At 41.6% G+C, this 24,892-nt stretch carries 22 protein-coding genes; 17 read left to right on the top strand and 5 right to left on the bottom strand.

From position 1 onward, the window contains the following. Positions 1 to 22: 22 nt before the first annotated feature. The 4 genes from ftsE to U5K35_RS13775 form a co-directional block, all read right to left on the bottom strand. Positions 23 to 700, bottom strand: coding sequence for a cell division ATP-binding protein FtsE (gene ftsE, locus U5K35_RS13790; protein ID WP_322572074.1), 678 nt, complete (start codon positions 698 to 700; stop codon positions 23 to 25). Next, positions 697 to 1,473, bottom strand: coding sequence for a class I SAM-dependent methyltransferase (locus U5K35_RS13785; RefSeq protein WP_322572073.1), 777 nt, complete (start codon positions 1,471 to 1,473; stop codon positions 697 to 699). Before U5K35_RS13785 ends, ftsE begins: the two co-directional genes overlap by 4 nt. Positions 1,474 to 1,479: 6 nt before the next feature. Further along, positions 1,480 to 2,475 carry a 4-hydroxythreonine-4-phosphate dehydrogenase PdxA gene (pdxA, locus tag U5K35_RS13780; RefSeq protein ID WP_322572072.1) on the bottom strand — a complete coding sequence of 332 codons (996 nt, stop codon included), beginning with the start codon at positions 2,473 to 2,475 and terminating at the stop codon, positions 1,480 to 1,482. A 132-nt stretch (positions 2,476 to 2,607) separates the two neighbouring features. Then, positions 2,608 to 4,002, bottom strand: coding sequence for a GWxTD domain-containing protein (locus U5K35_RS13775; RefSeq protein ID WP_322572071.1), 1,395 nt, complete (start codon positions 4,000 to 4,002; stop codon positions 2,608 to 2,610). Positions 4,003 to 4,121: 119 nt separating this feature from the next. Between U5K35_RS13775 and U5K35_RS13770 the strand changes: the two genes are divergently transcribed. From U5K35_RS13770 to fbp, 10 genes are all read left to right on the top strand, one after another. Next, complete coding sequence (locus tag U5K35_RS13770; RefSeq protein ID WP_322572070.1) at positions 4,122 to 5,732, top strand: acyl-CoA carboxylase subunit beta; 1,611 nt, start codon at positions 4,122 to 4,124, stop codon at positions 5,730 to 5,732. 216 nt (positions 5,733 to 5,948) lie between these two features. After that, positions 5,949 to 7,316 (top strand): acyclic terpene utilization AtuA family protein, encoded by a 1,368-nt coding sequence (locus tag U5K35_RS13765; RefSeq protein ID WP_322572069.1) that lies wholly within the window; start codon positions 5,949 to 5,951, stop codon positions 7,314 to 7,316. A 115-nt stretch (positions 7,317 to 7,431) separates the two neighbouring features. Next, positions 7,432 to 8,475 carry an NAD(P)/FAD-dependent oxidoreductase gene (locus U5K35_RS13760; protein ID WP_322572068.1) on the top strand — a complete coding sequence of 348 codons (1,044 nt, stop codon included), beginning with the start codon at positions 7,432 to 7,434 and terminating at the stop codon, positions 8,473 to 8,475. A 54-nt stretch (positions 8,476 to 8,529) separates the two neighbouring features. Then, positions 8,530 to 10,326 (top strand): ABC transporter ATP-binding protein, encoded by a 1,797-nt coding sequence (locus U5K35_RS13755; protein WP_322572067.1) that lies wholly within the window; start codon positions 8,530 to 8,532, stop codon positions 10,324 to 10,326. 62 nt (positions 10,327 to 10,388) lie between these two features. After that, positions 10,389 to 11,648, top strand: a complete 1,260-nt coding sequence (gene rnz, locus U5K35_RS13750) for a ribonuclease Z (protein WP_322572066.1) — start codon at positions 10,389 to 10,391, stop codon at positions 11,646 to 11,648. 12 nt (positions 11,649 to 11,660) lie between these two features. After that, positions 11,661 to 13,448: an ABC transporter ATP-binding protein gene (locus U5K35_RS13745; protein WP_322572065.1), complete on the top strand. Its 1,788-nt coding sequence runs from the start codon at positions 11,661 to 11,663 to the stop codon at positions 13,446 to 13,448. 171 nt (positions 13,449 to 13,619) lie between these two features. After that, positions 13,620 to 13,871 (top strand): hypothetical protein, encoded by a 252-nt coding sequence (locus U5K35_RS13740; protein ID WP_322572064.1) that lies wholly within the window; start codon positions 13,620 to 13,622, stop codon positions 13,869 to 13,871. Positions 13,872 to 13,878: 7 nt separating this feature from the next. After that, a protein-coding gene (gene prfB, locus U5K35_RS13735) for a peptide chain release factor 2 (RefSeq protein WP_322572063.1) occupies positions 13,879 to 15,004 on the top strand; the annotation gives its coding sequence in 2 pieces (ribosomal slippage) (positions 13,879 to 13,947 and positions 13,949 to 15,004; 1,125 coding nt in all). Then, positions 15,001 to 15,609 carry a dephospho-CoA kinase gene (coaE, locus tag U5K35_RS13730; RefSeq protein ID WP_322572062.1) on the top strand — a complete coding sequence of 203 codons (609 nt, stop codon included), beginning with the start codon at positions 15,001 to 15,003 and terminating at the stop codon, positions 15,607 to 15,609. Before prfB ends, coaE begins: the two co-directional genes overlap by 4 nt. Before the next feature lie 55 nt (positions 15,610 to 15,664). Then, a complete protein-coding gene (gene fbp, locus U5K35_RS13725) occupies positions 15,665 to 16,711 on the top strand; it encodes a class 1 fructose-bisphosphatase (RefSeq protein WP_322572061.1) in 1,047 nt (348 codons plus the stop codon). Between the two features lie 227 nt (positions 16,712 to 16,938). Here the strand turns inward: fbp and U5K35_RS13720 are convergent, their stop codons facing one another. Beyond that, positions 16,939 to 17,415 carry a DUF192 domain-containing protein gene (locus U5K35_RS13720; protein WP_322572060.1) on the bottom strand — a complete coding sequence of 159 codons (477 nt, stop codon included), beginning with the start codon at positions 17,413 to 17,415 and terminating at the stop codon, positions 16,939 to 16,941. Between the two features lie 165 nt (positions 17,416 to 17,580). Here U5K35_RS13720 and rimP point away from each other — a divergent pair, with 165 nt between their 5' ends. From rimP to rpsO, 7 genes are all read left to right on the top strand, one after another. Then, positions 17,581 to 18,039 carry a ribosome maturation factor gene (rimP, locus tag U5K35_RS13715; protein ID WP_322572059.1) on the top strand — a complete coding sequence of 153 codons (459 nt, stop codon included), beginning with the start codon at positions 17,581 to 17,583 and terminating at the stop codon, positions 18,037 to 18,039. 29 nt (positions 18,040 to 18,068) lie between these two features. Further along, entirely contained in the window at positions 18,069 to 19,328 is a 1,260-nt protein-coding gene (gene nusA / locus U5K35_RS13710) for a transcription termination factor NusA (RefSeq protein WP_322572058.1), read from the top strand. Positions 19,329 to 19,393: 65 nt separating this feature from the next. Continuing rightward, on the top strand, positions 19,394 to 22,321 hold the full coding sequence (gene infB / locus U5K35_RS13705; protein WP_322572057.1) for a translation initiation factor IF-2: 2,928 nt from the start codon (positions 19,394 to 19,396) through the stop codon (positions 22,319 to 22,321). 92 nt (positions 22,322 to 22,413) lie between these two features. Beyond that, positions 22,414 to 22,785, top strand: a complete 372-nt coding sequence (gene rbfA, locus U5K35_RS13700; protein WP_322572056.1) for a 30S ribosome-binding factor RbfA — start codon at positions 22,414 to 22,416, stop codon at positions 22,783 to 22,785. A gap of 2 nt (positions 22,786 to 22,787) precedes the next feature. Then, a complete protein-coding gene (gene truB / locus U5K35_RS13695) occupies positions 22,788 to 23,534 on the top strand; it encodes a tRNA pseudouridine(55) synthase TruB (protein ID WP_322572055.1) in 747 nt (248 codons plus the stop codon). A gap of 52 nt (positions 23,535 to 23,586) precedes the next feature. Beyond that, complete coding sequence (locus U5K35_RS13690) at positions 23,587 to 24,549, top strand: bifunctional riboflavin kinase/FAD synthetase (protein WP_322572054.1); 963 nt, start codon at positions 23,587 to 23,589, stop codon at positions 24,547 to 24,549. 50 nt (positions 24,550 to 24,599) lie between these two features. Next, complete coding sequence (gene rpsO, locus U5K35_RS13685; protein ID WP_322572053.1) at positions 24,600 to 24,869, top strand: 30S ribosomal protein S15; 270 nt, start codon at positions 24,600 to 24,602, stop codon at positions 24,867 to 24,869. The last annotated feature ends 23 nt before the right edge of the window (positions 24,870 to 24,892 follow it).

The following is a 24,892-nucleotide window of genomic DNA, read 5'->3' as shown; positions in this document are numbered from 1 at the left end:
ACATCTCGCATCTAGCCTATAACTATAAAACATGGATTTCATGCAGACCGCCATCTCTGATCTGGACGGTTCGGTGAGGAAATTTACGAACCATGTCGTAGTCGTGGGTAACCATCAGAACGGCCATTCCGCGATTGTTAATCTGCTGAAGTAACTCCATGATGGAGCTGCTTGCTCCCGGATCAAGATTACCTGTTGGCTCATCGGCCAGAAGGAGGCGAGGTTCGTTGGCCAATGCACGGGCAATGACCACACGCTGCTGTTCACCGCCTGAAAGATCCTTGGGCATCGACTTTCGTTTGTGGCTCAATCCTACAAGACCGAGAACTTCTAGCACCCGATGTTTGATAAATCGTTTTTTATGATTGGTTACCCTCAGAGCAAAAGCTACGTTTTCAAATACGTTGCGATCGGGCAGCAGCTGAAAATCCTGGAATACAATTCCAATTCGACGGCGTAAATGAGGGATCTCTTTATCGTTCAGACTGCTAACGCTGTAGTCAGCTACCCGGATCATTCCATGATTTGGTTTGATATCACTGTAAAGTAATTTGAGAAAAGAACTCTTACCTGCACCGGTTTTACCGATAACGTAGCAAAATTCGCCAACACCGAGTGTGAAATTTACGCTATCTAAAACCGGCTCGCTGTCGTAAGCTACCGTTACATCATGCATCTCAATTACATCACTTTCACTCATTGCAATACCATCGTTATTCTTAAACTTTTTTCGTGGGCGGGTTCAAGCGCAAATCCGTCAAACGCATTTAAAATAGAAAATTCTGTCTTCTTAACGATATTTTCTATTTCCGGCAGCGTATATATTTTCTGAAGGTGTTTTTCATGAAAAGTTTCTGCCACGTTGCCGCTTTCTTTACCCAGCTTTTCAATTTTAAAACGATTTGTGTGTTCCCGTTTTTTGGCGTTGTAGCTGCTTTTTCGGTGATAGCGATACAAATTATTTACACGCTTGGATTCATTATTTAAATGTTTGATTGCTATCCTCGAATTTCGGGGAGTTGTAAAATCATAAATAAAGATACCACCCGGATTCAATACTTTTTTAACCTCGTCATGCAGTTTGAGAATATCTTCCTCACTATGTAGATAATTGAGGCTGTCGAAGACCATAAATACAACATCAAACATTTGATCCATTTTCAGATCAAGGAAATTCCGGGTCAGAAATTTTACATCAGAGCGTGCGCTCTCCGCTTTCTGATTTGCTACCCGAATCATCTCTTCTGAACCGTCTGTAGCCGTAATATCGTAAGCAGCGAGCTCTTCAAGTGAAAGCGCCATGGTTCCGGTACCGCAGGCAAGCTCAAGTACGGAAACAGCATCAGGGTGATACTGATAAATAATTTCGTCTATATAGTCCGTCCAGGTTTCGTAATCCACGCCAATCATTACATCGTCGTAAATGTCAGCCAATACCGAATATGTGGGTTTAATCTGTTTGTTATCAGTCAAGATCTGTTATTTCTGTTTTCTTTTGATCAACGCCATTTTCACGGCAAGATCATAAGCGGAAGTGAATGAATCAGGATTTGCTTTGTTTTGACCGGCAATATCGTATGCTGTTCCATGATCGGGTGATGTGCGAATAATGGGTAAGCCGGCCGTGAAATTAACTCCTTTACCAAAGCTCAATGCTTTAAACGGTATCAAACCCTGATCGTGATACATAGCCAGGATCGCATCGTATTGAGTATGTTTTCTGCTGCCAAAAAAACCATCTGCAGGAAAGGGGCCTTCAGCATCGATTCCTTTTTTTTGTACTTCATTTATAGCCGGCGCAATATATTTGGTTTCTTCTGTGCCTAAAACTCCTCCATCTCCGGCATGAGGATTTAATCCCATGACAGCTATTTTTGGATGATCGATACCGAAATTTTCTTTCAGGCTTTTGTCCAGGCTTTCAATTTTGTAGATGATGTCATTTGTATTAATCGAACCGGCCACTTCTTTTATTGGAATGTGCCCGGTGAGCAGGCCAACCCTTAGCTGATCTGTAGCTAAAATCATTGTAACCAATTCGGTGCCGGTCTTTTCAGCAAGAAATTCTGTGTGTCCAGGATAATTATAACCGGCTTTATGAATAGCCTCTTTCGATATAGGGGCAGTAATCAATGCATCCGTTTGTCCTGCAAGACAACTGTTTATCCCATACTCCACGGCTTTCATGGACGCGAGGCCGCCCTTTTTTGTAATTTTTGATGGCTGTATTTCTGCTTTGTCAATATCAGAAATGGAAATGATGTTGACTGAACCTTCTTTTATTTCGGATGTTTCTGATATCCGATTTCTTGCTACGCTAACATTTAAACTCTTTTCATAGAATTGAAATACAGTTTCTGAGCCTATAATTACGGGAGTAGAAGAGGAGAGATCTACATTGGAGAGATGTTTTAGAACCACTTCAGGCCCGATTCCATTAAAATCTCCCATGCTGATAGCAATCGTTGGTTTCATAAAAAAATGGTAAATCTTTTAAATTCCCGGTACACTTATTCCTCCGGGAAACTTATAACTTTATCGATTTGAAGTCACTCGTTTTTTTACTGCAAATAACGATGCCAGTAACCTTTTTTAAAGGTGATCTATTTATGATTCAGAAATTAATTTAAAATCACCCAAACCTGATGTGGCTTCAAAGATTAGTTCGCGATTAGGATATACCCAAATCTCACGAGTTGGCTGGTTTGGCAGCAAACGGCGATCAATATTGTTGGGCGGACCATAGAGGATGTAGGCTCTTCCCCGATCAGATTCATATCCTGGAACTTGAAGACTGGAGAAATTTTGATACGAATAATCAATTCTTTGATAATATTCAGCCATCAATTCATTGTATTCTGTTTCCGGAGTAGGATCCCTTTCTGCCCAGAACTCTCTGAATTTACGTTCTTGCTCAGCTTTAGATCCCGAATTGAGATTACGCAGTTCGCTGTCGCTGACAATGAATTTCAACATATCAATAGCGATATCAAGATTATATAACGATACCGGCATGTCAATCCATCGGGATTGAATGGTTTTTTCACCGACAACCTGATCCTGCATCAAATCTTTCAGTTCAATTTTGTACTCTGCATTCTCAAATTCAGTATTTGGAATATTTACATAGGCATACCGGAATCCACTGTCTCCGGTTTGAAATTGCAGATAAATGTTTTCATCCTGTTTGCTGATAGAAGATTCAGACGCTAAAAACAGATTCTCAGAACCAATTACGGTTTTGAAGTGTGGCTCAGCGGATGAGACAGCCTCACCGTTTTGGGATCTTTTTACTGACAGCTCGTATCGTTCTTCCAAGTCATCGGAATCCGTATTCGGTAATCGAATCAAAACAGTGTAATCCTGCCCATAAAGAACATTTTGTCCATAGTTCAACATTGTGGCGCTTATTTCACTGTCACTCATTTCCAAACTATGCGTGAGCATAAAATCTGCCTTTTCAAGATCGGAAGGATTCGGAACTGAAATTGGGCGAATCTGTGAAGGCAGTTCACGTTCAGAACCGCCTCTTGCAAGCTGTAGTTGATAGTGATATTCCCCGGGAGATAAACTTCCCGAAAGTACGCCCTGTGTATGATCGAACCGGGAACGAGTATCCTCAAACGTAGAAACCCAAACCGTATCACTCCACATATCTCTGAATATCGAGACACCAGACGGTGTTGACTGTCGGCGAGACTGGCGCGGTTCTCCTTCAAAAACTTCGAGCCCTATCCGAACCGGAGCAAAGTATTCCAAATCTTCGGCAGGCGCATCCATATTGGAGCGTTTTTTTAAAAAAGGTAAAAAATCGTGCTCCATGCGAAATAGAACCGCAGCGACGGTAGTAGAATCATTTTGAGGTAATAATACGTGATCGGAAAAAGCAGATGGCTGATCGATCTGTCTGAGCAGTGATTCATAGGAGTTTTGTCTCTGAGCATTGATATCTGCTGCTGAGAAAAGAAGGATTGCGATGAGGAAACCGGTTATTCTATACATTATATTGTTTTCTCGTAATAATTTGTGAATTGAACGTACGAAATCATTGACATATTTGGAACGAGAACGATACAATCAGTATTATCAATCCGAAAAATTAATTTAAATCTACCAAAGACATGAAAGAAGACTGGCTCGACGGATTATTAGACTCATTGAGAAAGGAAGAAGAAAAAATTAAGCAAGGCGGCGGTAAAAAAAGAATTGAAAAAGAGCATAAAAAAGGAAAATTGACGGCCCGGGAACGCATTGATATGCTTCTTGATGAAGGTGAAGAGTTGACGGAGCTTGGATTATGGGCCGCATACGATATGTATGAGGATGAAGGCGGTTGCCCCTCAGCCGGAGTTGTGATGGGAACCGGAAAAGTGAGCGGCAAAACCTGTATGATTGTAGCCAACGATGCTACTGTGAAAGCCGGCGCCTGGTTTCCGATGACGGCGAAGAAAAATTTACGCGCTCAGGAAATTGCAATGGAGAATCATTTGCCAATTATCTACCTGGTCGATTCAGCCGGAGTATATCTGCCGATGCAGGACGAGATTTTTCCCGATAAAGAACATTTTGGCCGGATATTCAGAAATAATGCAGTGATGAGTGCTAAAGGAATTCCTCAAATCGCTGCGATTATGGGGAGCTGTGTAGCCGGTGGAGCTTATCTTCCAATTATGAGTGATGAAGCTCTGATCGTTGACGGAACAGGGAGCGTATTTTTAGCCGGAAGCTATTTGGTTAAGGCCGCGATAGGGGAGGATGTAGATAATGAAACGCTCGGCGGGGCAACTACCCACACAGAAATCAGCGGCGTTACGGATTATAAAATGGAGAATGATTCGGAGTGTTTACTGACCATCAGGGATTTGGTTGATAAGCTTGGGCCCAAAAAGAAAGCCGGGTTTAACCGAAAAGATGCAGTGAAACCTGAAATTACGCCTGAGAAAATGCTTGAGGAATTTCCGGCCGACCGAACCAAACCGTATGACATGCACACAGTGATTAAAAGTGTGGTTGATTCCGGCTCGTTTACAGAGTATAAAAAAGGATATGGCAATACACTTATAACAGGCTATGCCCGAATTGACGGATGGAGTGTTGGAATTGTAGCTAACCAGAGAAAAATTGTAAAAAATAAGCAAGGCGAAATGCAAATTGGCGGAGTAATTTATTCCGACAGTGCGGATAAGGGCGCTCGCTTTATCATGAACTGTAATCAAAAGAATGTGCCCATCATTTTCCTGCAGGATGTGACCGGCTTTATGATTGGAAAAAGAAGTGAGCATGGAGGAATTATCAAAGACGGAGCAAAAATGGTAAACGCAGTCGCAAATTCAACTGTGCCAAAAATCACCATTATTGTGGGCAACAGCTATGGTGCCGGTAATTATGCTATGTGTGGTAAGGCTTATGATCCGCGGTTCATCTATGCATGGCCAACAGCCCAAATAGCCGTTATGGGCGGAACTCAGGCTGCAAAGGTGCTCACACAGATTCAGGTCTCATCACTGGAGAAAAGAGGAGAAGAGCTATCTGATGAAGATAAAGCTGAAATTCTGCAAAGAATTAAAAGCCGATATGATAAACAGACCGATGTTCGGTATGCAGCTGCAAGATTATGGGTTGATGAAATCATCCACCCGGCATCAACCCGTGCCAGGATTTCAGAAGCTTTGGATTGTGCGGATCACAATCCAGTAATCCCGGACTTTAAAACCGGTGTGCTGCAGGTTTAATTTTAAAGACTGAATGACTGACGGGTTAATATAAATTACAATTCGAACGTATCGTGATTTTAAAAAACTGTTCCGTTTTCTTTTTTAAAAAGTGAGTTGGCTGTTGCTGTTACATCTGAATCAGCAGCAGCTAATTAGAAGGAATCCGGTTTCAGAACTTCGTTTAAAATCACGATATTTGATTCTCGATGTTATAAATAAAAAAAGGAGCTATTTGTGAAAGAGTTTATAAGAATTGCATCAGGTCAAGGATTCTGGGGGGACTTACCAGACGCACCTGTTGAGCAGGTGAAACGTGGCGATATTGACTACCTGGTAATGGACTACCTGGCTGAGGTGACGATGTCGATTATGCAGAAACAGCGCATGAGAAATGAAAATCACGGTTATGCGCGGGATTTTGTTAAGGTTATAGAACAGACGCTGGACGAAATCAAGCATAAAGGCGTGAAAGTTGTTTCAAATGCCGGAGGCGTAAATCCAAAAGCCTGTAAAGATGCAATCCTGAAACTTGCTAATGAGAAAGGGTATACCGGGCTGAAAGTAGCTGTGGTTGATGGCGATGACATTCTTCCGGGTCTTGATAAGATCATTGCTGATGGGCATGAGCTTAAAAATATGGAAACCGGTGAGCCGATTACTACAGTGAAGGATGAGCTATTGAGTGCCAATGTATATTTTGGCTGCCGTCCAATTGTGGAAGCACTTGAGAAAGGCGCCGATATTGTTATCACTGGCCGGGTTACAGATACAGGCTTGACACTCGCACCAATGGCCTACGAATTTGGCTGGGATTTGGATGATTACGACTTAATGTCGACAGGAACGATTGCAGGTCACATCATTGAGTGCGGTGGTCAGGTTTCAGGCGGTAACTTTACAGACTGGGAAAAAGTAGAAGATTTTGTTGATATCGGATTTCCCATCATTGAAGCACATCCCGACGGCACATTTTATGTGACCAAGCATGAAAATACAGGCGGGTTGGTATCAGAAATGACGGTTAAAGAGCAGTTGCTCTATGAGATTGGCGATCCCGCTGGATACATTACGCCGGATTGTATTGCAGACTTTTCAACGATTCAAATAAAACAAGACGGTGAAAACCGCGTGAAGGTCTGGGGTATAAAAGGCAAGCCGGACACACCGACCTATAAGATCTCAGCAAGCTATATTGACGGCTACAAACTCTCATCAACACTGGTTTACAGCTGGCCCGACGCCGTGAAAAAAGCCAAGGCAGCCGGGGATATATTGCTGAAAAGAGCTGAAAAACTTGGAATTAAATTCAGAGATACCAATATAGAATTTGTTGGCTTAAATGCTTGCAATGAGGATGTGGATGAATTGAACCGGGATTTGAGCGAACTCAATGAGGTTCAGCTGCGAGTTTCGGTACACGGTGATTCTCGCGAAGATCTGAATCGGTTTGGGATGGAAATCGCCCCTTTAATTTTGACCGGTCCGAGCGGAGTAACAGGATTTGCAGGCGGACGTCCTAAAGCAAGTGAAGTTGTAGCTTATTGGCCGGCACTGATGGATAAAGAAGCCGCTACACCACGTGTAACCGTTTACGATATTTAAGGGAAATCATTTGAAATTAGGCAAGAAGTAGTTTGAATAGTTCTTTAACTTAATTGCTTCAAGATTTTCTATAGACGATGATTAAATAAATGTTAACTGGCATTAAGGAATTGATATGGTAATTGGGATTATCGGAGCAGGAATTGCAGGATTAACAGCAGGCCGATTGCTGTCGAAAGCGGGCCATGATGTAACCATTTTTGAAAAGAGCCGAGGTTATGGCGGTCGTATGGCTACACGGTATGCCGGAAAAGATCTACAGTTAAAATTGGATCATGGCGTATCGCATTTCACGGCCAATTCACCTGAATTTCAGGAGTTTACTGCTGAGCTGCTCGAAAAGGAAATTATCAAGCTATGGGGAGATGATTTCAAATATTGGGATGGCGAAAAATTGATGGGTCGAAATCCCAATCAACAAGACCGAGCAACATTTACCGCCACCGATGGAATGAACTCTATTGGGAAATATTTGAGCCGCTGGGTTGACGTAAAAAATGATGAAAGAGTTGGCGGTCTTACCCATATTGGCCAGAACAGAAGTAAAAAGCGTTCCTGGATGATCAATTTGTTATCCAGAGAAACATTTGGTGCAGATGCGGTTATTATCGCGACTCCCGCTCCTCAGGCTTACGGTATTCTGAATACAACGACAGATGAGACTTCCACACTAAAAATGATCCGGGAAATCGATGAAATTTCATACAAGCCATCGTATTCATTAATGCTTGGATACGGTGAACAGGACATCCCGGATTGGGATGGAATTCACTGTAAAAACAGTTCCATTCGTTTTATCTCTAATGAGGCATCCAAACATGAAAAAGGTAACGAGTGTACTTTAGTCGTTCACTCTACAGATTCCTTTGCCAACAAACACAGGCATTCAGACGAAGATACCGTTAAAAAAGCTATCCTATCCGAGCTATCTGAAATTATTGGAGGCTGGAGCGTGACCCCGGAATGGAGTCAACTGCACTTCTGGAAATTCAGTCAGCCTGCCAAGACGTTGAAACGTCCATTCTTTGAACTGGAAGTGGAAGAGACACCTCTTGCTCTTGTTGGAGACTATTTTGAAAGTGGTGATCTTGATGCTGCATACAGCTCAGGATATAAGCTTGCCAATCACTGGATTGAAAAGTATAAAGGTTGGGAATGATTAAATTCTCCATCAGGTTTTCAAAGAGTGTTACATAATCAATAAAACCTGAGAGTGGATTCACTTAAGAAGCTAAATCGATACTTACGGGAGTACAAAGGAACCATACTATTAGGTGGACTATTTTTAACAGCATCTAATTTCTTCCTCATCTGGATTCCGGTCTTCATCCGGAGAACAATGGACGAGGTAGAACTCCTTACTGATGACTATTCAGGAGAATTCACCTCTGTCTTTCAGGTTCTGTTCAGCAGTGAAGCCGGTGTAGTACTTGCCTACAATTCACTTTTATTGATCGGTACCGTATTGATGTACGGTATTTTGCTCTTCGCCACCAGGCAAACGCTCATCGTCAGTTCGCGCAAGATAGAATTTGATATCCGAAACCGGATCATTGATAAGCTTTTCAAATTGCCCCAAAGATATTTTGCATCCAACAAGTCGGGTGATGTATATGTGAGAGCTACAGAAGATGTTGCCAGGGTTCGTGAATATTTTGGTCCTGTTTTGATGTATACCATCAACACTTTTACAAGGGCCGGGTTTATCATAACTATGATGGTTATTGTAAACCCGGAATTAACTTTTTGGGCGCTTATTCCACTTCCTTTCCTATCCGCATTTGCTTATTGGGTTAGCGGATTCATAAACAAATACCAGCTAATCATTCAGAATCAATACTCTGAAGTAGCGGGGCGGGCTCAGGAATCGTTCAACAGTATTCGGTTGATCAAAGCGTTTAACAGAGAGGATTACGAACAAGATCGTTTTGAAGAGATTAGTGATTCATATCGCAAAAAAAAGTTGAAATTAGATTTGGTAGAATCCCTCTTCCATCCAACTTTGAATCTGCTTATCGGAGCTTCTGTGGTAATTGTTATCTGGCAGGGTGGTTTGATGGTAATTGAAGGTGTGATTACAGTGGGTAACATCGCGGAATTTATAATATATGTAGCTTACTTAACCTGGCCTGTGGCATCTCTGGGTTACACGGTAAACACGCTTCAGAAATCGTTGGCCTCTTGGGAAAGAATTGACAAAATGTTGATGGAACCCGTTGAGATTAAGGATGATAGAGAGAAAATGGCTGAAGAGAATATTGAAGGTGAGATAGAATTTAAAAATGTAAGCTTTTCATATCCCGGAGCTGAAGAAACCGCACTTAAAAATATTAGCTTAAAAATAGAGCCGGGAAGTAAAGTAGCTATTGTGGGGCGCACAGGATCGGGCAAGTCAACACTCGTTAATTTAATTCCAAGAATGTTTGACCCAACCGAAGGCGAAATTTTGATTGATGGGGTTAACATCAAAAAATGGAATTTATCCCAGCTTAGAGATTTGGTAGGGTATGTGCCACAAGAAACATTTCTGTTCTCTACAACCATTAAAGAGAATATTGCATTCGGAGTAAAAGATGCCTCAATGGAAATGATTGAAGAGGCTGCAAGGCACGCACAGGTACTGGATAATATTTTGGATTTTGAGAAAAAATTTGAGACCATGGTAGGTGAACGGGGTATAACCCTATCGGGTGGACAAAAACAGAGAACTGCGATAGCGAGAGCACTTATCAAGGATCCAAAAATAATAGTACTTGATGATTCTTTAAGCGCTGTAGATACCAATACGGAAGAAGCCATACTCAACCATTTAAACGAAAAGTTGTCAGGAAGAACAACGATCATGATTTCGCACCGAATATCTACAGTTAAAAACGCCGATATAATTTTTTATATTCAGGACGGTTCTATAATAGAACACGGTTCTCATGATGACTTGCTTGCTACAAAAGGATACTATGCAAGGATGTATCAAAAACAACTACTCGAACAAGAATTAGCTCAAATATAAATGCTTAACAGGGGACTTTTGTTTGAAAGGCAAAAACCCTATAAAACATAGCGGGAGAAACTATGATCATTGTACCATTAGGTGTTGCATCAGCAACCCCAACAGCAACCAGACATTTATCATCAGTGGCACTTTGGCGCGAAGGAGATATTCATCTTTTTGATTGCGGCGAAAATGCACAGATGAGAATGCTACAGGCTGGTTTAAAGCGCTCAAAAATTGAAAACATTTTCATTTCTCACTTTGATGTTGATCACTACTCCGGTCTAATCGGATTAATATCAACGCTTCAGCTTCAGCGCAGAGAAAATGATTTAACGATTGTTGGTCCGGAGGGCATAAAGGAGTTCGTTGAGTGGAATGTGAAATTTTCCAAACTTGAACTGAGCTACAACATTAACTACGTAGAAGTAGCCGAGGATATTGAATCTGAGCGCGTAGTGGATGCTGACGAATATTATGTGGAAGCAAGACCGCTAAATCACACCAAGTTCTGCATGGGTTTCCGTTTCCAGGAGAAAGATAAACCCGGAAAGGTTGATGCTGACAAAGCCGAAAAGCTTGGCATTACAAAAGATGAGCAGTACAAAACCCTGAAAGCGGGTGATGATGTTGAGCTCGAGGATGGAACGGTAATAAAATCTTATGAGATTGTAGGACATCCGCGACCCGGAGACAGTTTTGCATATATCACAGATACCAAGTACTGTCCAAATTCTGTGAAGCTGGCAATGAATACGAACATCCTTTATCACGAAGCGACATTCAGCGAAAATTTAGCTGATAAAGCTGGGGAAACAGGTCATTCCACGTCAGCAGATGCAGCTCGGGTAGCGAATGAAGCACAAACCAAGCTGCTGGTTATCAGCCATTTTTCAGCCAGATATACAAATCCATTTATTCTGTTGCGGGAAGCGCGTGAGAAGTTTTTCCCCGCCTGGCTTGCCACAGAGTTGCGACCAATTTTTACAAATCCATCGCAGGAAAAAGGAATTGTACAGCAGAAAGTTTACATCAAAGAAATTGATGATAAAAAGAGCAGTGGCTCCGGCGGAAAAAGCAGTAGAGGCAGCAGCGATCGCAGCAAGAAGAATTTTAGAAAACGAAAATCTTCATCCGGAAGGAGTAGAAGCTCATCAGATCGAGGCAGCAGTAATCGAAGAAGCCGAAGCGACCAGGGCAGAAAGAGAAGAGACAGCTCCTCAAGGGATTACAGCGACAGAAGAGATAAACGCGACCAAAATGACAATAATGAGGGAACGTCAAGGCCGCCAAAACACATTACTCCCAGAACACCGTTCGACGATTTCGACAGATTTTAAAATCGAGTAGATTTGAGTAATAAACAGGATTCAAAAGCCGTCGATTCTGTATTGATTCGACGGCTTTACTACTTTTTTGAACCGTATAAATGGTGGGCTCTCTTAGCCATAGGATTAACCCTGTCTGCCGCTTTTCTGGGTACAGTCCGTCCGAAGCTTACACAAGTAGCAGTAGATAAATACATTGCCGTTGATGACTATAGTGGTCTTATGTGGATCATTATGCTTCTTGGCCTGGCGCTTGTAGGAGAGTTTATCATTTTGGTTGCCAATACCTATCTAACCCGATGGTTTGGGCAGGGAGCTCTCTATCGTCTTCGCAATGCGGTTTTTGAAAAGATTCAGTCTCTTCACGTACAATTTTTTGATAAGAATCCAATTGGCCGTCTGTTAACCCGCACTACAAATGATATTGAAGCGCTGAGCGAATTATTGTCAGACGGAATTGTGAATATGATTGGAGATCTATTCAGGATCTTCTTCATACTCTATTTCATGCTGGCAATGAGTTGGGAGCTGACCATCATTGCGATTTTGGTTCTTCCTGTTCTTTTCTACTCTACCTTCTGGTTTAAGGGTAAGGTACGTTCTGCGTTCCTGGAGGTAAGGGATCAAATAGCTCGCCTCAACTCTTTTGTTCAGGAGCATATTAGCGGAATGGCAGTTGTTCAGCTTTTTAACAGGGAGAAAAAGCAGAAAGATCGGTTTGAGTCGATCAATGCGGATCATCGGGAAGCTCATATTCAAACCATATTCTATTTCTCAATTTTCTGGCCGGTGGTTGAAGTTTTGGCAAGTCTGGCTATGGCACTTGTGGTTTGGTATGGCGGAGCAAGAGCCTTGATGGATCAGGTTACCTTTGGTGTATTGCTGGCTTTTATCCAGTATGTGCGTCAGTTTTTTAATCCAATTCGAGGTCTGTCGGAGAAATACAATACCCTGCAGTCTGCACTTGCCTCTTCAGAGCGAATTTTTGATGTGCTGGATACCGAAAAAGAGGTGATTGAATCAGACAACCCGATTCAAATCGATAATGTTCGTGGAAAAGTAGAGTTTAAAAACGTATGGTTCTCATACAACAAAGATGACGAAGTGATACTGAAAGATGTATCCTTTAAAGCAGAACCGGGAGAGCTTCTGGCCATTGTTGGAGCCACGGGGGCGGGTAAGTCGACCATCATCAATTTGTTGATGAGGTATTACGATATAGAAGAGGGTGAGATTTTACTGGATGGCCATAACATCAAGGAATTCTCTCTTAGCGGATTGAGGGAGAATTTCGGGTTGGTACTACAGGATAACGCTCTTTTTTCAGGTACGGTTTTAGAAAATATTACCCTGGGAAATGAAAATATTTCAAGGGAAGAAGTTATTAAAGCATCTAAAGAGGTGGACTCCCATAAGTTTATTTCGAAACTACCGGGCGGATATGATTATGTGCTCAATGAACGGGGAGCGTCACTTAGCATGGGCCAGCGGCAACTCATCTGTTTTGTAAGAGCTATGGTGTATGATCCTAAAATATTGATCCTGGACGAAGCGACCTCAAGTGTGGATTCAGAAACTGAAGAACTTGTTTCAAAAGCCTGCGATAAAATGATGAAGGGACGAACTTCCATTGTTATAGCTCACAGGCTCTCAACCATTCGCGGTGCCGATAAAATTCTGGTAATGCACAAAGGGAAAATCAGGGAAGAAGGATCTCACAATTCATTATTGGAAAAAGAAGACGGAATATATCGGAAACTTTATGAACTGCAGTACAGGGATCAGGATGTGATTGCATCAAGTTCCGAGTAAGAATATTCTGAAATTCAGGATATAAATAGGTTAAGCGATCCGTTTCGTATTTTGATAAACTTTTTAAATTTCCGCTTTGTTATTTGTAAGAAACAGTCGCACTTAATGTTGCATAGAACCTGATAAAAGTTGATTTTTAAATATTGATAATAATCATTCATGGAGGACAAAATGGAAAATGTAAAGAAGCTTGAGAAAGAACTAAAAGACGTCATTGAAAAAGAGAAGGAAGCACTAAACGATGCTTATGATGATATGGTGATTAAACTTCAAAAAGAACGGGATCGCCTTCAGAAAGAGCTCAGAAAAGAGTATAAGCAGGCAAAGAAATATGTGAAAAAGAATCCTGAAATAAGTGTTGGGGCAGCAGTCGCCGGCGGACTTATTGCAGGTATTGTTGTTGCTAAACTTTTAAACCGATAATTGATTCATGGAGAACATCCAATTTGATAAAGTAAAACCTCTATTCGAGCGTCTAGATACGCTCAGGGGGTATCTTTGACTACGATAAAAGAAAAGTTAGGGTAATAGAACTGCAGGAGAAGACTCAGGATCCCGAATTTTGGAATGATCCGGAGAAAGCTCAGCAGACCATGCAGGAACTGGACCGGGAAAAAAACCTTGTAGAAAAATGGGATGAATTGGATGAACTCCGTGAGAGTATTCGCGTATTTTTTCAATTTCTCGACGAAGGTGAGGATGTGGAAGATGATCTTCGCAGTGAAATCGAGCAGTTCCGTAAAAAACTGAAAGATCTCGAACTACAGAATATGCTCAGTGGTGAGGATGATCATCGCGATGCTATTATGACGTTTAATCCGGGTGCAGGAGGAACGGAGAGTCAGGATTGGGCAGAGATGCTTTTTAGAATGTACACCCGATGGGCAGAAAACAAAGATTACAAAGTATCTGTAGTTGAATATCAGGACGGTGATGTAGCGGGTTTGAAAAGTGCTACAATTGAAATCAGCGGCCCCAATGCTTACGGATTTCTCAAATCGGAAAGCGGAACGCACCGTTTGGTACGAATTTCACCCTTCGATAGTAATTCGCGCCGACATACATCCTTTAGTTCTGTGTTTGTTTCTCCTATTATTGACGATACTATCGAGGTTAATCTGAATGATTCTGATATTGAACTGCAGCGGTTTCACGCCAGTGGAGCAGGCGGGCAGAATGTCAATAAAGTGGAAACCGGAGTTCGTTTGATTTGGACCGGCAAACTGAGTGACGGATCAGAAGAGCGTGTTGTTTCGGAGTGCCAGCAGGAGCGTTCACAGCTTAAAAACCGTGAAAAAGCTATGAAAATGCTCAAGTCAAAAGTATACGAGCTGGAAAAACAGATCAAAGAGAGAGAAAAGCAAAAGCTTGAAGACTCAAAGAGCAGTAATGAATGGGGATCTCAAATTCGATCGTACGTTTTTCATCCTTACAACATGGTAAAAGATCATCGAACTAATCATGAGACCGGTAATGTACAAGGGGTAATGGACGGAGATCTCGATGAATTTATGAAAGCCTATCTATTGACTACAAATGTAGGGGAAGCCGCATGATAGTTGCCGGTGTAACCGGAGGTATTGGGTCAGGTAAGAGCACGCTTTGCAGGGTTTGGGAATCTTTGGGAGCAAAGGTTGTGTACGCGGATGACCTTGCAAAAAAGCTGATGGTAGAGGATCGGCAGGTTAAAGAGTCGTTGAAGGAGTTATTCGGAGAGGAAACCTACTTTGAGGACGGTTCATTAAATAAATCACATCTTATAAAAGAGGCATTTCAAAAAGGGAGAGTAGAAGAGTTAAACGGCGTTGTGCATCCGGCGGTGCGTCAAAAATTTCAGGAAATTATAGAAAAATCTAAAAAAGATGGGGTTGAAGTACTTGTAAAAGAGGCCGCACTTCTGTTGAATAAAGGCCGTCCTGAAGAGCTGGATGCCGTTATTATCGTAACATCTCCAAAATCAGATCAAATTAAGCGAGTTCAGGAAAGGGACAGGGTTGAAAAAAAAGATGTTTTGGAGAGGATGAATAAACAACCTGACTTTGAAAGTTTAAAAAGTTATGCCGATTATATCATCAATAATGATGGTACTATTGATGAGTTTAAATTAAAATCAAAAGAGCTTTATTTAAAAGTATTGGAAGACCTTCGGGATAAAGTATAAATAACTTTACTTCTGAATCACTTTTAGGGAAAGTGTATAAAAATTGATTGGAGCTATGGAAGCAACGTCTACCGCAAAGTCCAGAAAACTGGTCACCCTGGATGAGTATATCATTCAGGCACAGAATAAATTCCCGGGAGCAACCGGTGAACTTTCGCAATTATTAAGAGATATTGGTTTAGCTGCTAAAATCATATCACGCGAAGTAAATAAGGCAGGAATAACGAACCTTCTTGGTGTAGATGGTTCAAAAAATGTTCACGGGGAGTCAGTGAAACGGCTCGATCTTTTTGCAGATCAGCAGCTAATCTCTGCACTGGACCGCTCTATGATTACCTGTATGGTAATTTCTGAAGAGAACGACGGAATCGTGCGATTAAATAGTGAGGGTGGAAAATATATTGTTTATATGGATCCGCTCGATGGGTCATCCAATATCGATGTTAACGTGTCTATAGGGAGTATTTTCTCGATCTATATGCGTCAGCCCAGATTTGATAGAAAACTTGTGGAAGATGATGCCCTTCAGCCGGGAATAAGACAAGTAGCGGCCGGATATGTATTATATGGCTCCAGTACGATTATGGTTTATACAACCGGTTTGGGAGTCAGTTCTTTTACATTGGATCCAAGTATCGGTGAATTCATCCTTTCAGAAGACAATTTCAAGATTCCAAAAGAGGGCAATATCTACAGTATTAATGAAGGCAGCTATAATTCCTGGGCTGAGGGTTTGAAAAAATATATCAAATATTGTCAGGTAGAAGATGAAGCTACAAACAGACCCTACACAGCCAGATACATTGGATCTATGGTAGCAGATCTACACAGGACACTCATTAAAGGTGGCATTTTCATCTATCCGGCCAGTACAAGATATCCAAATGGGAAACTTAGATTGATGTACGAGTGTAATCCGCACAGTTTTATTATTGAACAAGCCGGGGGTATGGCAATTGACGGGAAAGAGAGAATAATGGAGAAAAAGCCAACCTCAATTCACGAGAGAAGCCCGATTTACATTGGATCTCCTGAAAACGTAAAAAAAGTGAAAGAGTTGCTGGATCAATATGAGAACAAAGAATCAGTAAAAGAAGCTTAGATCCATGTTATTCACGAAGAAGTAAATTAGAGTGGTAACAATATTGTTACTCGTTTATTTAGATAGTTTACTGTTTTCCTCAAATTTGGGCTTGGATTATCACAGCGAATTTTTACTGTGTATGGCGTTGAAGTGAAAACAGCTTGGTACCCTTCCGTTACCATTCCCACTTCGCCCTGTTCACCCCTAAAGGCTTTTTGGGGTTTGTGAATAATCCGGGTTAGAGTTTACTGAGTGGTAAAATCGATTTTCATTCCCTCGCGAATGTCATGATTCAGGGTAAAACCTGCATTCACTTCTACAACATATTTTGCCGGGGATTCAGATACGATGTTTTCATGAGAATAGGGTGGGGTGTTACGATGAATTCGAACGATTTCCATTTCTGAATTTACAAACAGTATATCCAATGAAATGGGTGTGTTCGCCATCCAAAAGCTTCTTGGGGCTTCATCATCAAAAATAAAGAGCATACCGGCATCTTCAGGCAGATTATAAACATTCATCAAGCCTGCGCTTCTGCTATCGTCATCATCTGCTACCGCTGCTCGAACCGAAATGATTTCCTCATCCGGCTGTTCAATAAATGATACAGTTGCCGTGTAGGATAGTTCTCTGGTTTCTTGAGCTTCAGATTGTGTATCGGCCTCACCGTTACAAGAAAGAAGTAAAAGTGATGTAGCAAGAAGAAAATATTTTGTCATATTTGAATTGCTTTTTGAAGAACTAATGGATCAATAGTACATCTAAAGAGGTGAATTCACAAGTTTTATTAGTTGGTTTTTTCAACAAATAAAGTTAATTTTCGAATCTGAAAAGTGAGCACCGGGAGGTCCTCACTTTTTTTTGTACTTAGTGATACGATTCTTATGAGCAGTACTATTATAAATACAGTAAAAGAAATTGCGCAACCGGTTGTAGAGCAAGAAGATATGTTTCTTGTGGACGTGGAAGTTAAAAATGCGAAAATCCAGGAAATATGGGTTTTGGTAGATACTGAAAACGAAGGTGTTGACTTGGATGCTTGCGCACGAGTGAGCAAGCAAGTGAGCTATATTCTGGATGAAAAAGATCTTTTGAATAAAGCGTATCGATTAAATGTCTCATCCCCCGGGTTAAGCAGACCACTAAGCGATCGGAGGCAGTACCCGAAGAATCAGGGTCGGACTGCAAAAGTAAAGTACCACATAAATGGTGAATATATTACTGTAGAAGGAGAATTGAAGACAGTTACGGATTCTCAAATTGAGATAAAACCGGAAGACGATAATTTGGTTGTTATTCCGTTTGAGAATGTAGTAGAAACTAAAATAGTACCGAAAATTTAGCCGGCAACGAATTTAAATCCTATTTCCAGATGCAAAACGAAATTTCAAAGCAAATTATACAGTCGTTTGCAGAGATTGCAAAAGATAAAGGCATAGATAAAGATCTTCTTCTATCTATTTTAGAAGATGTGTTTCGTACGATGATTCGCAAAAAGTACGATTCAGATGAATCTTTTGAGGTCATTTTAAATGCTGATCGCGGAGAGATTCAGATTCTTCATATTCGTGAAGTAGTTCCGGCTGATGAATTAACGGATCCGGTGACTGAGATTACACTCGAAGAGGCCCAAAAGCACGATCCGGACTTAGAGCTCTATGATGAATATGCCCAGGAGATTTCAATTACAGACTTTGGCCGAAGAGCTGTTTCTATGGCGCGGCAACAATTGGCTCAGCGTATTCGCGAAATTGAAAAAGATAACGTTTTCGAGGAGTACTCTGACCGTGTAGGTGAAATTGTACTGGGTGATGTTTACCAGGTTCGTCACAATAAAGACATTCTGGTAAACCACAACGGTGTTGAATTGCTGTTGCCAAAAAATGAACAGATATATAAAGACAGGTACAGAAAAGGCGATACGATACGCGCTGTGGTTTCTGAAGTGAAACGTATTGGCGGAAACCCAACGGTTATTATTTCAAGGACATCACCGCTATTCCTTGAAAGACTGTTTGAAAACGAGATTCCAGAAGTATTTGATGGAATTATAGAATTAAAGCGAATTGCACGTGAACCCGGTGATCGTTCAAAAGTTGCGGTAGTATCTTATGACGAGCGTGTTGATCCGGTAGGAGCCTGTGTTGGTATGAAGGGAATTCGAATACATGCCATTGTGCGCGAACTCCAAAATGAAAATATCGACGTTATCAACTATAGCGAAGATAAGATTGAATTTATTAAGCGCGCTCTTCAGCCCGCCAGAGTTGTGAAGGTAGAGATTAACGATGACGGCAAACAGGCGAATGTACTTGTTCCTGCGGATGAAGTATCAAAAGCCATCGGTAAAGGCGGTGTTAATATTCGCCTGGCCTCAAAGCTTGTAGGCTGCGAAATTGACGTTTACCGGGAAGTAGAAGAGGAAGATGATATCGACCTGACCGAATTTGAAGTAGACTTCGGTAAGGAGACGGTTGATATGCTTTTCGAAATCGGATGCGATAGCGCACGCGCTGTTCTGGAGCTTGACGAAGACGAAATTGTTCGCAGAACCGAAGGAAAAATTACCAAAGAGGAAGCTGAAAAAATCATTGATATCATCGCTTACGAATTTGAGGACGAGGAAGATTGATCGTACCTTTCAGCACTCAACAGTACTATTTTTACAATTTGACAAACCGACGCAAATAAACATATATGACGGACCAAAAACCGAAGAAGCTCTTTAAGGTAGCATCAGAATTTAATGTTGCCACTCAATCTATCGTGGATACATTGAGTGACAATGGTTTTGATGTTGCAAACCGGCCAAACTCAAAAATTACGCCCGAGATGTACGAGGTGTTGGATGGAGTTTACGGTGATGACAAAGCGAGGAGCCGCGAACATGAAAAAGCAAAAGAAGAGTACGAAAGTCGGCGGAATCAAATTCTATCCAGCAGAAACGAAAGTGTATCAATTGATAACTTTTTAGAGCCGATTGACGAAGAAGAGGAAGCTGAAAAAGAGAAGAAGGAAGAAGCGGCTTCAAAAGAGCCAACTCTTGAACCTCAGGAAGAGCCTGCAGAAGAAAAAGTTGAGAAGGCTGAGGAAGCTGAAAAATCTGAAAAAACAGACTCGGATGAAGCAGCAGAAGATGACTCCGATACTGAAGAAGTAGAAAAAGAGAAAGAGAAAAAACAAGCTGAAGCGGAAAAAGCCGCAACTGAAGAAGAAACTGTTGCTAAGTCTAAAGATTCAAAAGAGGAAGAAGAGACCCCTGCTGAAAAAACAGAAGAAGAGGTCGACGATGAGGATGATGATGAAGAAATCGACTCTGACGAAGAAGATGAAGAGGACGATGATGATTTAGAAGAATCTGATGATGACGACGAAGAAGAGGATGATTCAGATGATGATGATGAAGATGAAGATGAGGACGATGACGAGGACGAAGATCAGGAAGAAGAGGATGATTCTGATGAAGACGATGAAGAAGAAATTATTCGTGGTCGCTCCAATAAAAAACTGTCCGGTACAAAAGTAGTCGGTAAGGTTGAGTTTTCTAAGGAACCGCGCAAAAAACGCAAGACCAGAAAACGCAAAAAGGATCGTAAAGACGACGATCAAACGGATAATAAAAAGCAGTCCAAACCGCCAAAAGAAGAAAAATCTTCCAAGAAATCCAAGAAGAGTAAAAAGAAAGGCCGCCGCTCTAAAGTTGATGAGGAAGATGTAGAGAAGAAGATGCGCGAAACAATGCAGAAAATGCAGAGTAGCGGAACTGTTGGCAGTAAGCGGCAGAAACGAAGAAAACAGCGCAAAGAGGAGAGAGAAGAAGAGCTTGCCATGCAGGAGGAAATGGAAGAGCTCGAAGCACAAATTATTGAAGTAGCTGAATTTATCACAGTAAGTGATTTGGCTGATGAACTTGAAGTGAAACCCACCGATGTGATTACAACTTGTATGAACCTCGGGATGATGGTATCCATCAATCAGCGACTGGATGCTTCTACTATAGAACTTGTAGCTGCAGAATACGACTTCGAAGTTGAATTCGTAGATGCTGAAGAGATGATTGAAGAGGAGATTGAAGTAGAGGAGGATGATCCGGAAGATCTGGAATCACGTGCACCGATTATTACTGTAATGGGTCACGTTGATCACGGTAAAACATCACTTCTTGACTACATCCGTAAAGCAAAAGTGGCAGCCGGTGAAGCCGGTGGTATTACACAGCACGTTGGTGCCTATGAAGTAAAAACGGATGATGATAAGCGAATAACGTTCCTGGATACTCCGGGTCACGAGGCGTTTACAGCGATGCGTAGTCGTGGTGCTCAGGCGACAGATATTGTAATTTTGGTTATTGCAGCCGATGATGCTGTGATGCCTCAGACTATTGAGGCGATTAATCACGCCAAGGCCGCAGGAGTTTCCATTGTTGTTGCTATCAACAAAATGGATAAGGAGGGAGCAAACCCCGATAAAATCAAGCAGCAGCTTTCTGAACATGGAGTCATTGTTGAGGAGTATGGCGGAACAAATCAGGTTGCTCTGGTATCTGCCGAAACTGGTGATGGAATTGATGATCTTCTTGAGAAGGTATTGATTGAAGCTGAACTTCTTGAATTGAAAGCCAACCCCGACAGACTTGCTCAGGGTATTGTTCTGGAATCCCGAATTGACAAAGGGAAAGGAACAGTCGCAAATATTTTAGTTCAAAACGGGACACTGAAAGTTGGAGATCCATTTGTTGCCGGACCGGTCTTCGGTCGTGTTCGTGCAATGGAAAACGAACATGGAACCCGACTGCAAGAAGCCGGGCCTTCAAGTCCAGTTCAGTTAATCGGATTTGACGGAACACCTCAAGCCGGTGATCGACTGATTGTTCCAAAAGATGAGAAAACCGCGAAGGAAGTTGCCAATCAACGTCAGCAAATTCGAAGAGAGCAATCTCTGCGACGCGTGAAACACATGACACTGGATGATCTCTCCAGAAGAATGGCCCTCGGTGAGGTTTCAGAACTGAACATCATTATCAAAGCTGATGTGGATGGTTCGATTGAAGCACTTTCCGGAGCACTTCAGAAATTGAGTACAGAAGAGGTTTCCGTAAATATTATTCATACAGGTTCGGGAGCAATTACAGAATCGGATGTTCTTCTTGCCTCGGCATCCGACGGTATTATTATCGGTTTCCAGGTTCGGCCTTCAGCAGGAGCCAGAAAGCTCGCCGAAACGGAAAGTATCGATATCCGACTCTTTAGCGTAATCTATGATGCCGTTGATGAGGTACATGACGCGCTTGAAGGTATGTTGAGTCCTGAAATTTCAGAAGAAATGAAAGCGATGGTTACCGTTCGTGAAGTATTTAAAGTATCGAAGGTGGGTACTATTGCCGGTTGTTATGTTACGGAAGGTAAACTCAACCGAAATAATCCGGTCCGAATTATTCGAGACGGTGTTGTAATCTACGACGGTGAAATTGATTCTCTGAAGAGATTCAAGGATGATGTAAAAGAGGTTCAGTCCGGTTATGAGTGCGGAATCAGTATCAAAGGATTCAACGATATTAAAGTTGGAGATGAATTTGAAAGCTACGAGATAGTTGAGGAGAAACGTACTCTTGATGACGCACGTTAATTTGTCATCCTATACAGCAACCAATTAGAATATCTGATATGAGTGTAGCTCCCAACTTCACTCATTCAGATTAAATCAGTCAGTCAACGATTATGAGTATCCGAACAGAGAGACTTAGTTCTGTTATTAAAAAAGACCTGGGTCAGATTCTTCAAAGAAACTATCAGCCTTCGGGAGTATTTATCACCGTAACACAGGTTCGGATGACGGATGATCTGTCGATTGCTAAAGTCTATCTCAGTGTATTTTCTCCGAACAGAGAGGTTAAATCAATTTATAAATACATTGATGATCATCAGGATGAGATACGGTACGAGCTGGCCTCAAAGATTAAAAATCAAGTAAGGCGAATTCCGGAACTTCTGTTTTACGAAGATGATACTGCAGAATATGTAAACCGGATCGAGAATTTATTTGAAAAAGTCCGTAAAGAACGAAAAGAGAATAATAAAGACGAAGAGTAAATATGGCTGTAGCCATTCCTCTCTCCGAACTTCCGGTTGTTGATCGGAATACAGATCCAAACACTTTTCCTAAAGAGAACTTTACTTCGGGTACGGTAGTGGTAATGGATAAACCCCTGGAGTGGAGCAGTTTTCACCTGGTTAAGTTTGTTCGATTTCGGGTACCAGCCAAAAAAGTAGGGCACGCCGGAACCCTGGATCCCTTGGCCACGGGAGTACTTGTTATCTGTACCGGTAAAGCCACCAAATCGATAGAGCAGGTACAGCAGCTCCCCAAAGAGTATGTAGCAAAAATTACTTTTGGCGCTTCAACGCCCTCTTATGATGCTGCTCTGGAACCTGATGAAACAGCTCCGTGGGATCATATCACGGAAGAGAAAATTGAAGAGGTGCTGAAGAGTGATTTTACCGGCGAGATTATGCAAAAGCCGCCAATCTACTCAGCTATCAAGATTAAAGGGGAGAGATTGTACAAGAAAGCCCGACGAGGTGAAAAGGTTGAAATTGTTCCAAGGCCGGTTCAAATTTACCGCACAGAACTTTTAAATGTTGATCTGCCGGAAATTACACTGCGCATAAAATGCGGAAAAGGAACTTATATTCGATCTATTGCACATGATCTGGGATTGGCACTTGGAAGCCGGGCGTTTATGTCCGGGCTCGAACGAACCGCGATCGGATCTTTCAAAGTTGAAAATGCGATGACAGCTGAGGAGTTTAATCAGTTTATGAAAACCTATCTGGTTTGAAAGTTGTTATTGAACCAACTATATATTCTGCCACTAAAAAGAATCTACAAAGATGTCTGATATAGTTTTTCTGAATGAAGCTGAGCGAAACTTAAACACAGTATTAACTGTGGGTACATTTGACGGCGTACATGCCGGTCATCGCGTATTGATAAAAAAAGTTGTTGAATCGGCAAGAGAACGAAACGCCCGCAGTGTAATTGTTACTTTTGATCCACATCCCAGGGATATTATCAATCCCGGCAGCGATGGCATTCGATTGCTCAGTACACTGGAGGAGCGAGCAGAACTGCTGGCCGATCTGGATGTGGATGAAATGGTTGTGATACCATTTGACCGAGATTTTTCACTTCTAACATCTGAAGAGTTTGTAAGAAATGTAGTTTGGGAAAAAATTGGTGTTTCTGAATTTGTGATCGGCTACGATCATCACTTTGGAAGAAACCGTGAGGGCACTATTGAGACGGTTCAAAATTTGGGTAAAGAACTGGGTTTTGATTCACGAATCGTATCAAAGCAGGAGGTGGGTAATCGAACGGTAAGCAGTACGGCCATTAGAAAAGCGATTCAAAATGACGGTGATATGCAGCTTGCGGCATCTTTTTTAGAACGCAATTATATTTTACACGGAACTGTGGTGCATGGCGACAAGCGAGGGAAACAGATCGGTTATCCAACAGCTAATATCATGCCCCAGAACTCCAAGAAAATTGTTCCAAAAAGAGGTGTTTACGCAGTTTGGATAAGAGTAGACAGTAATTACCACCCAGGAATGATGAATATCGGAGTCCGTCCTACGTTTGAGGGCGAACAGGAAACACTTGAAGTGAACATCTTTGATTTTGATGAAAACATCTATGGAAAAGAAGTTCAGATTCAGTTTGTAGACAGAATAAGGGATGAGCGCAATTTTAACGGAGTTGAGCAACTTATTGAACAGTTGAAGAGTGATGAAAAGAGTTCAAGAAGTATACTTGAGAACCATTCACCACATATTGCAAAACAATTTAAATAAGCTTATTTTATAACGCTATAAGAGTTTAATAGAACCTTCATAAATAACAAATGAGTATAACAAAAGAACAAAAAGCAGAAATTATTGAAAAGCATGGCGGCGACGCCGAAAACAGCGGTTCAGTTGAAGCACAAGTAGCTATTTTTACCGCTCGAATTAATGATCTAACGAATCATTTGAGTGAGAACAAACTGGATCACTCTTCACGTCGTGGTCTTTTGAAGATGGTTGGTAAAAGAAGAAGACTTCTCAACTATCTCAAGAAAACCGATATTGTAAAATACCGAGAACTTATCCAAGAGCTGGGTATTCGTAAATAAGCATTTCTCTTAAGGCGCGTAAA

Source organism: Rhodohalobacter sp. (assembly GCF_034521535.1).
Lineage (GTDB): Bacteria > Bacteroidota > Rhodothermia > Balneolales > Balneolaceae > Rhodohalobacter.
The sequence above is the reverse complement of the archived record's forward strand: the minus strand, read 5'-3'. Positions and strand labels throughout refer to the sequence as shown.

What these genes read in the sequence shown, in the direction of transcription:
- truB (WP_322572055.1), top strand. Translation starts at nt 22,788, where the DNA reads ATGGCTGTAGCCATTCCTCTCTCCGAACTTCCGGTTGTTGATCGGAAT.
- U5K35_RS13775 (WP_322572071.1), bottom strand. Translation starts at nt 4,002, where the DNA reads ATGTATAGAATAACCGGTTTCCTCATCGCAATCCTTCTTTTCTCAGCA.
- U5K35_RS13760 (WP_322572068.1), top strand. Translation starts at nt 7,432, where the DNA reads ATGGTAATTGGGATTATCGGAGCAGGAATTGCAGGATTAACAGCAGGC.
- pdxA (WP_322572072.1), bottom strand. Translation starts at nt 2,475, where the DNA reads ATGAAACCAACGATTGCTATCAGCATGGGAGATTTTAATGGAATCGGG.
- nusA (WP_322572058.1), top strand. Translation starts at nt 18,069, where the DNA reads ATGCAAAACGAAATTTCAAAGCAAATTATACAGTCGTTTGCAGAGATT.
- infB (WP_322572057.1), top strand. Translation starts at nt 19,394, where the DNA reads ATGACGGACCAAAAACCGAAGAAGCTCTTTAAGGTAGCATCAGAATTT.
- rpsO (WP_322572053.1), top strand. Translation starts at nt 24,600, where the DNA reads ATGAGTATAACAAAAGAACAAAAAGCAGAAATTATTGAAAAGCATGGC.
- U5K35_RS13720 (WP_322572060.1), bottom strand. Translation starts at nt 17,415, where the DNA reads ATGACAAAATATTTTCTTCTTGCTACATCACTTTTACTTCTTTCTTGT.
- U5K35_RS13770 (WP_322572070.1), top strand. Translation starts at nt 4,122, where the DNA reads ATGAAAGAAGACTGGCTCGACGGATTATTAGACTCATTGAGAAAGGAA.
- fbp (WP_322572061.1), top strand. Translation starts at nt 15,665, where the DNA reads ATGGAAGCAACGTCTACCGCAAAGTCCAGAAAACTGGTCACCCTGGAT.
- ftsE (WP_322572074.1), bottom strand. Translation starts at nt 700, where the DNA reads ATGAGTGAAAGTGATGTAATTGAGATGCATGATGTAACGGTAGCTTAC.
- coaE (WP_322572062.1), top strand. Translation starts at nt 15,001, where the DNA reads ATGATAGTTGCCGGTGTAACCGGAGGTATTGGGTCAGGTAAGAGCACG.
- rbfA (WP_322572056.1), top strand. Translation starts at nt 22,414, where the DNA reads ATGAGTATCCGAACAGAGAGACTTAGTTCTGTTATTAAAAAAGACCTG.
- U5K35_RS13740 (WP_322572064.1), top strand. Translation starts at nt 13,620, where the DNA reads ATGGAAAATGTAAAGAAGCTTGAGAAAGAACTAAAAGACGTCATTGAA.
- rimP (WP_322572059.1), top strand. Translation starts at nt 17,581, where the DNA reads ATGAGCAGTACTATTATAAATACAGTAAAAGAAATTGCGCAACCGGTT.
- rnz (WP_322572066.1), top strand. Translation starts at nt 10,389, where the DNA reads ATGATCATTGTACCATTAGGTGTTGCATCAGCAACCCCAACAGCAACC.
- U5K35_RS13690 (WP_322572054.1), top strand. Translation starts at nt 23,587, where the DNA reads ATGTCTGATATAGTTTTTCTGAATGAAGCTGAGCGAAACTTAAACACA.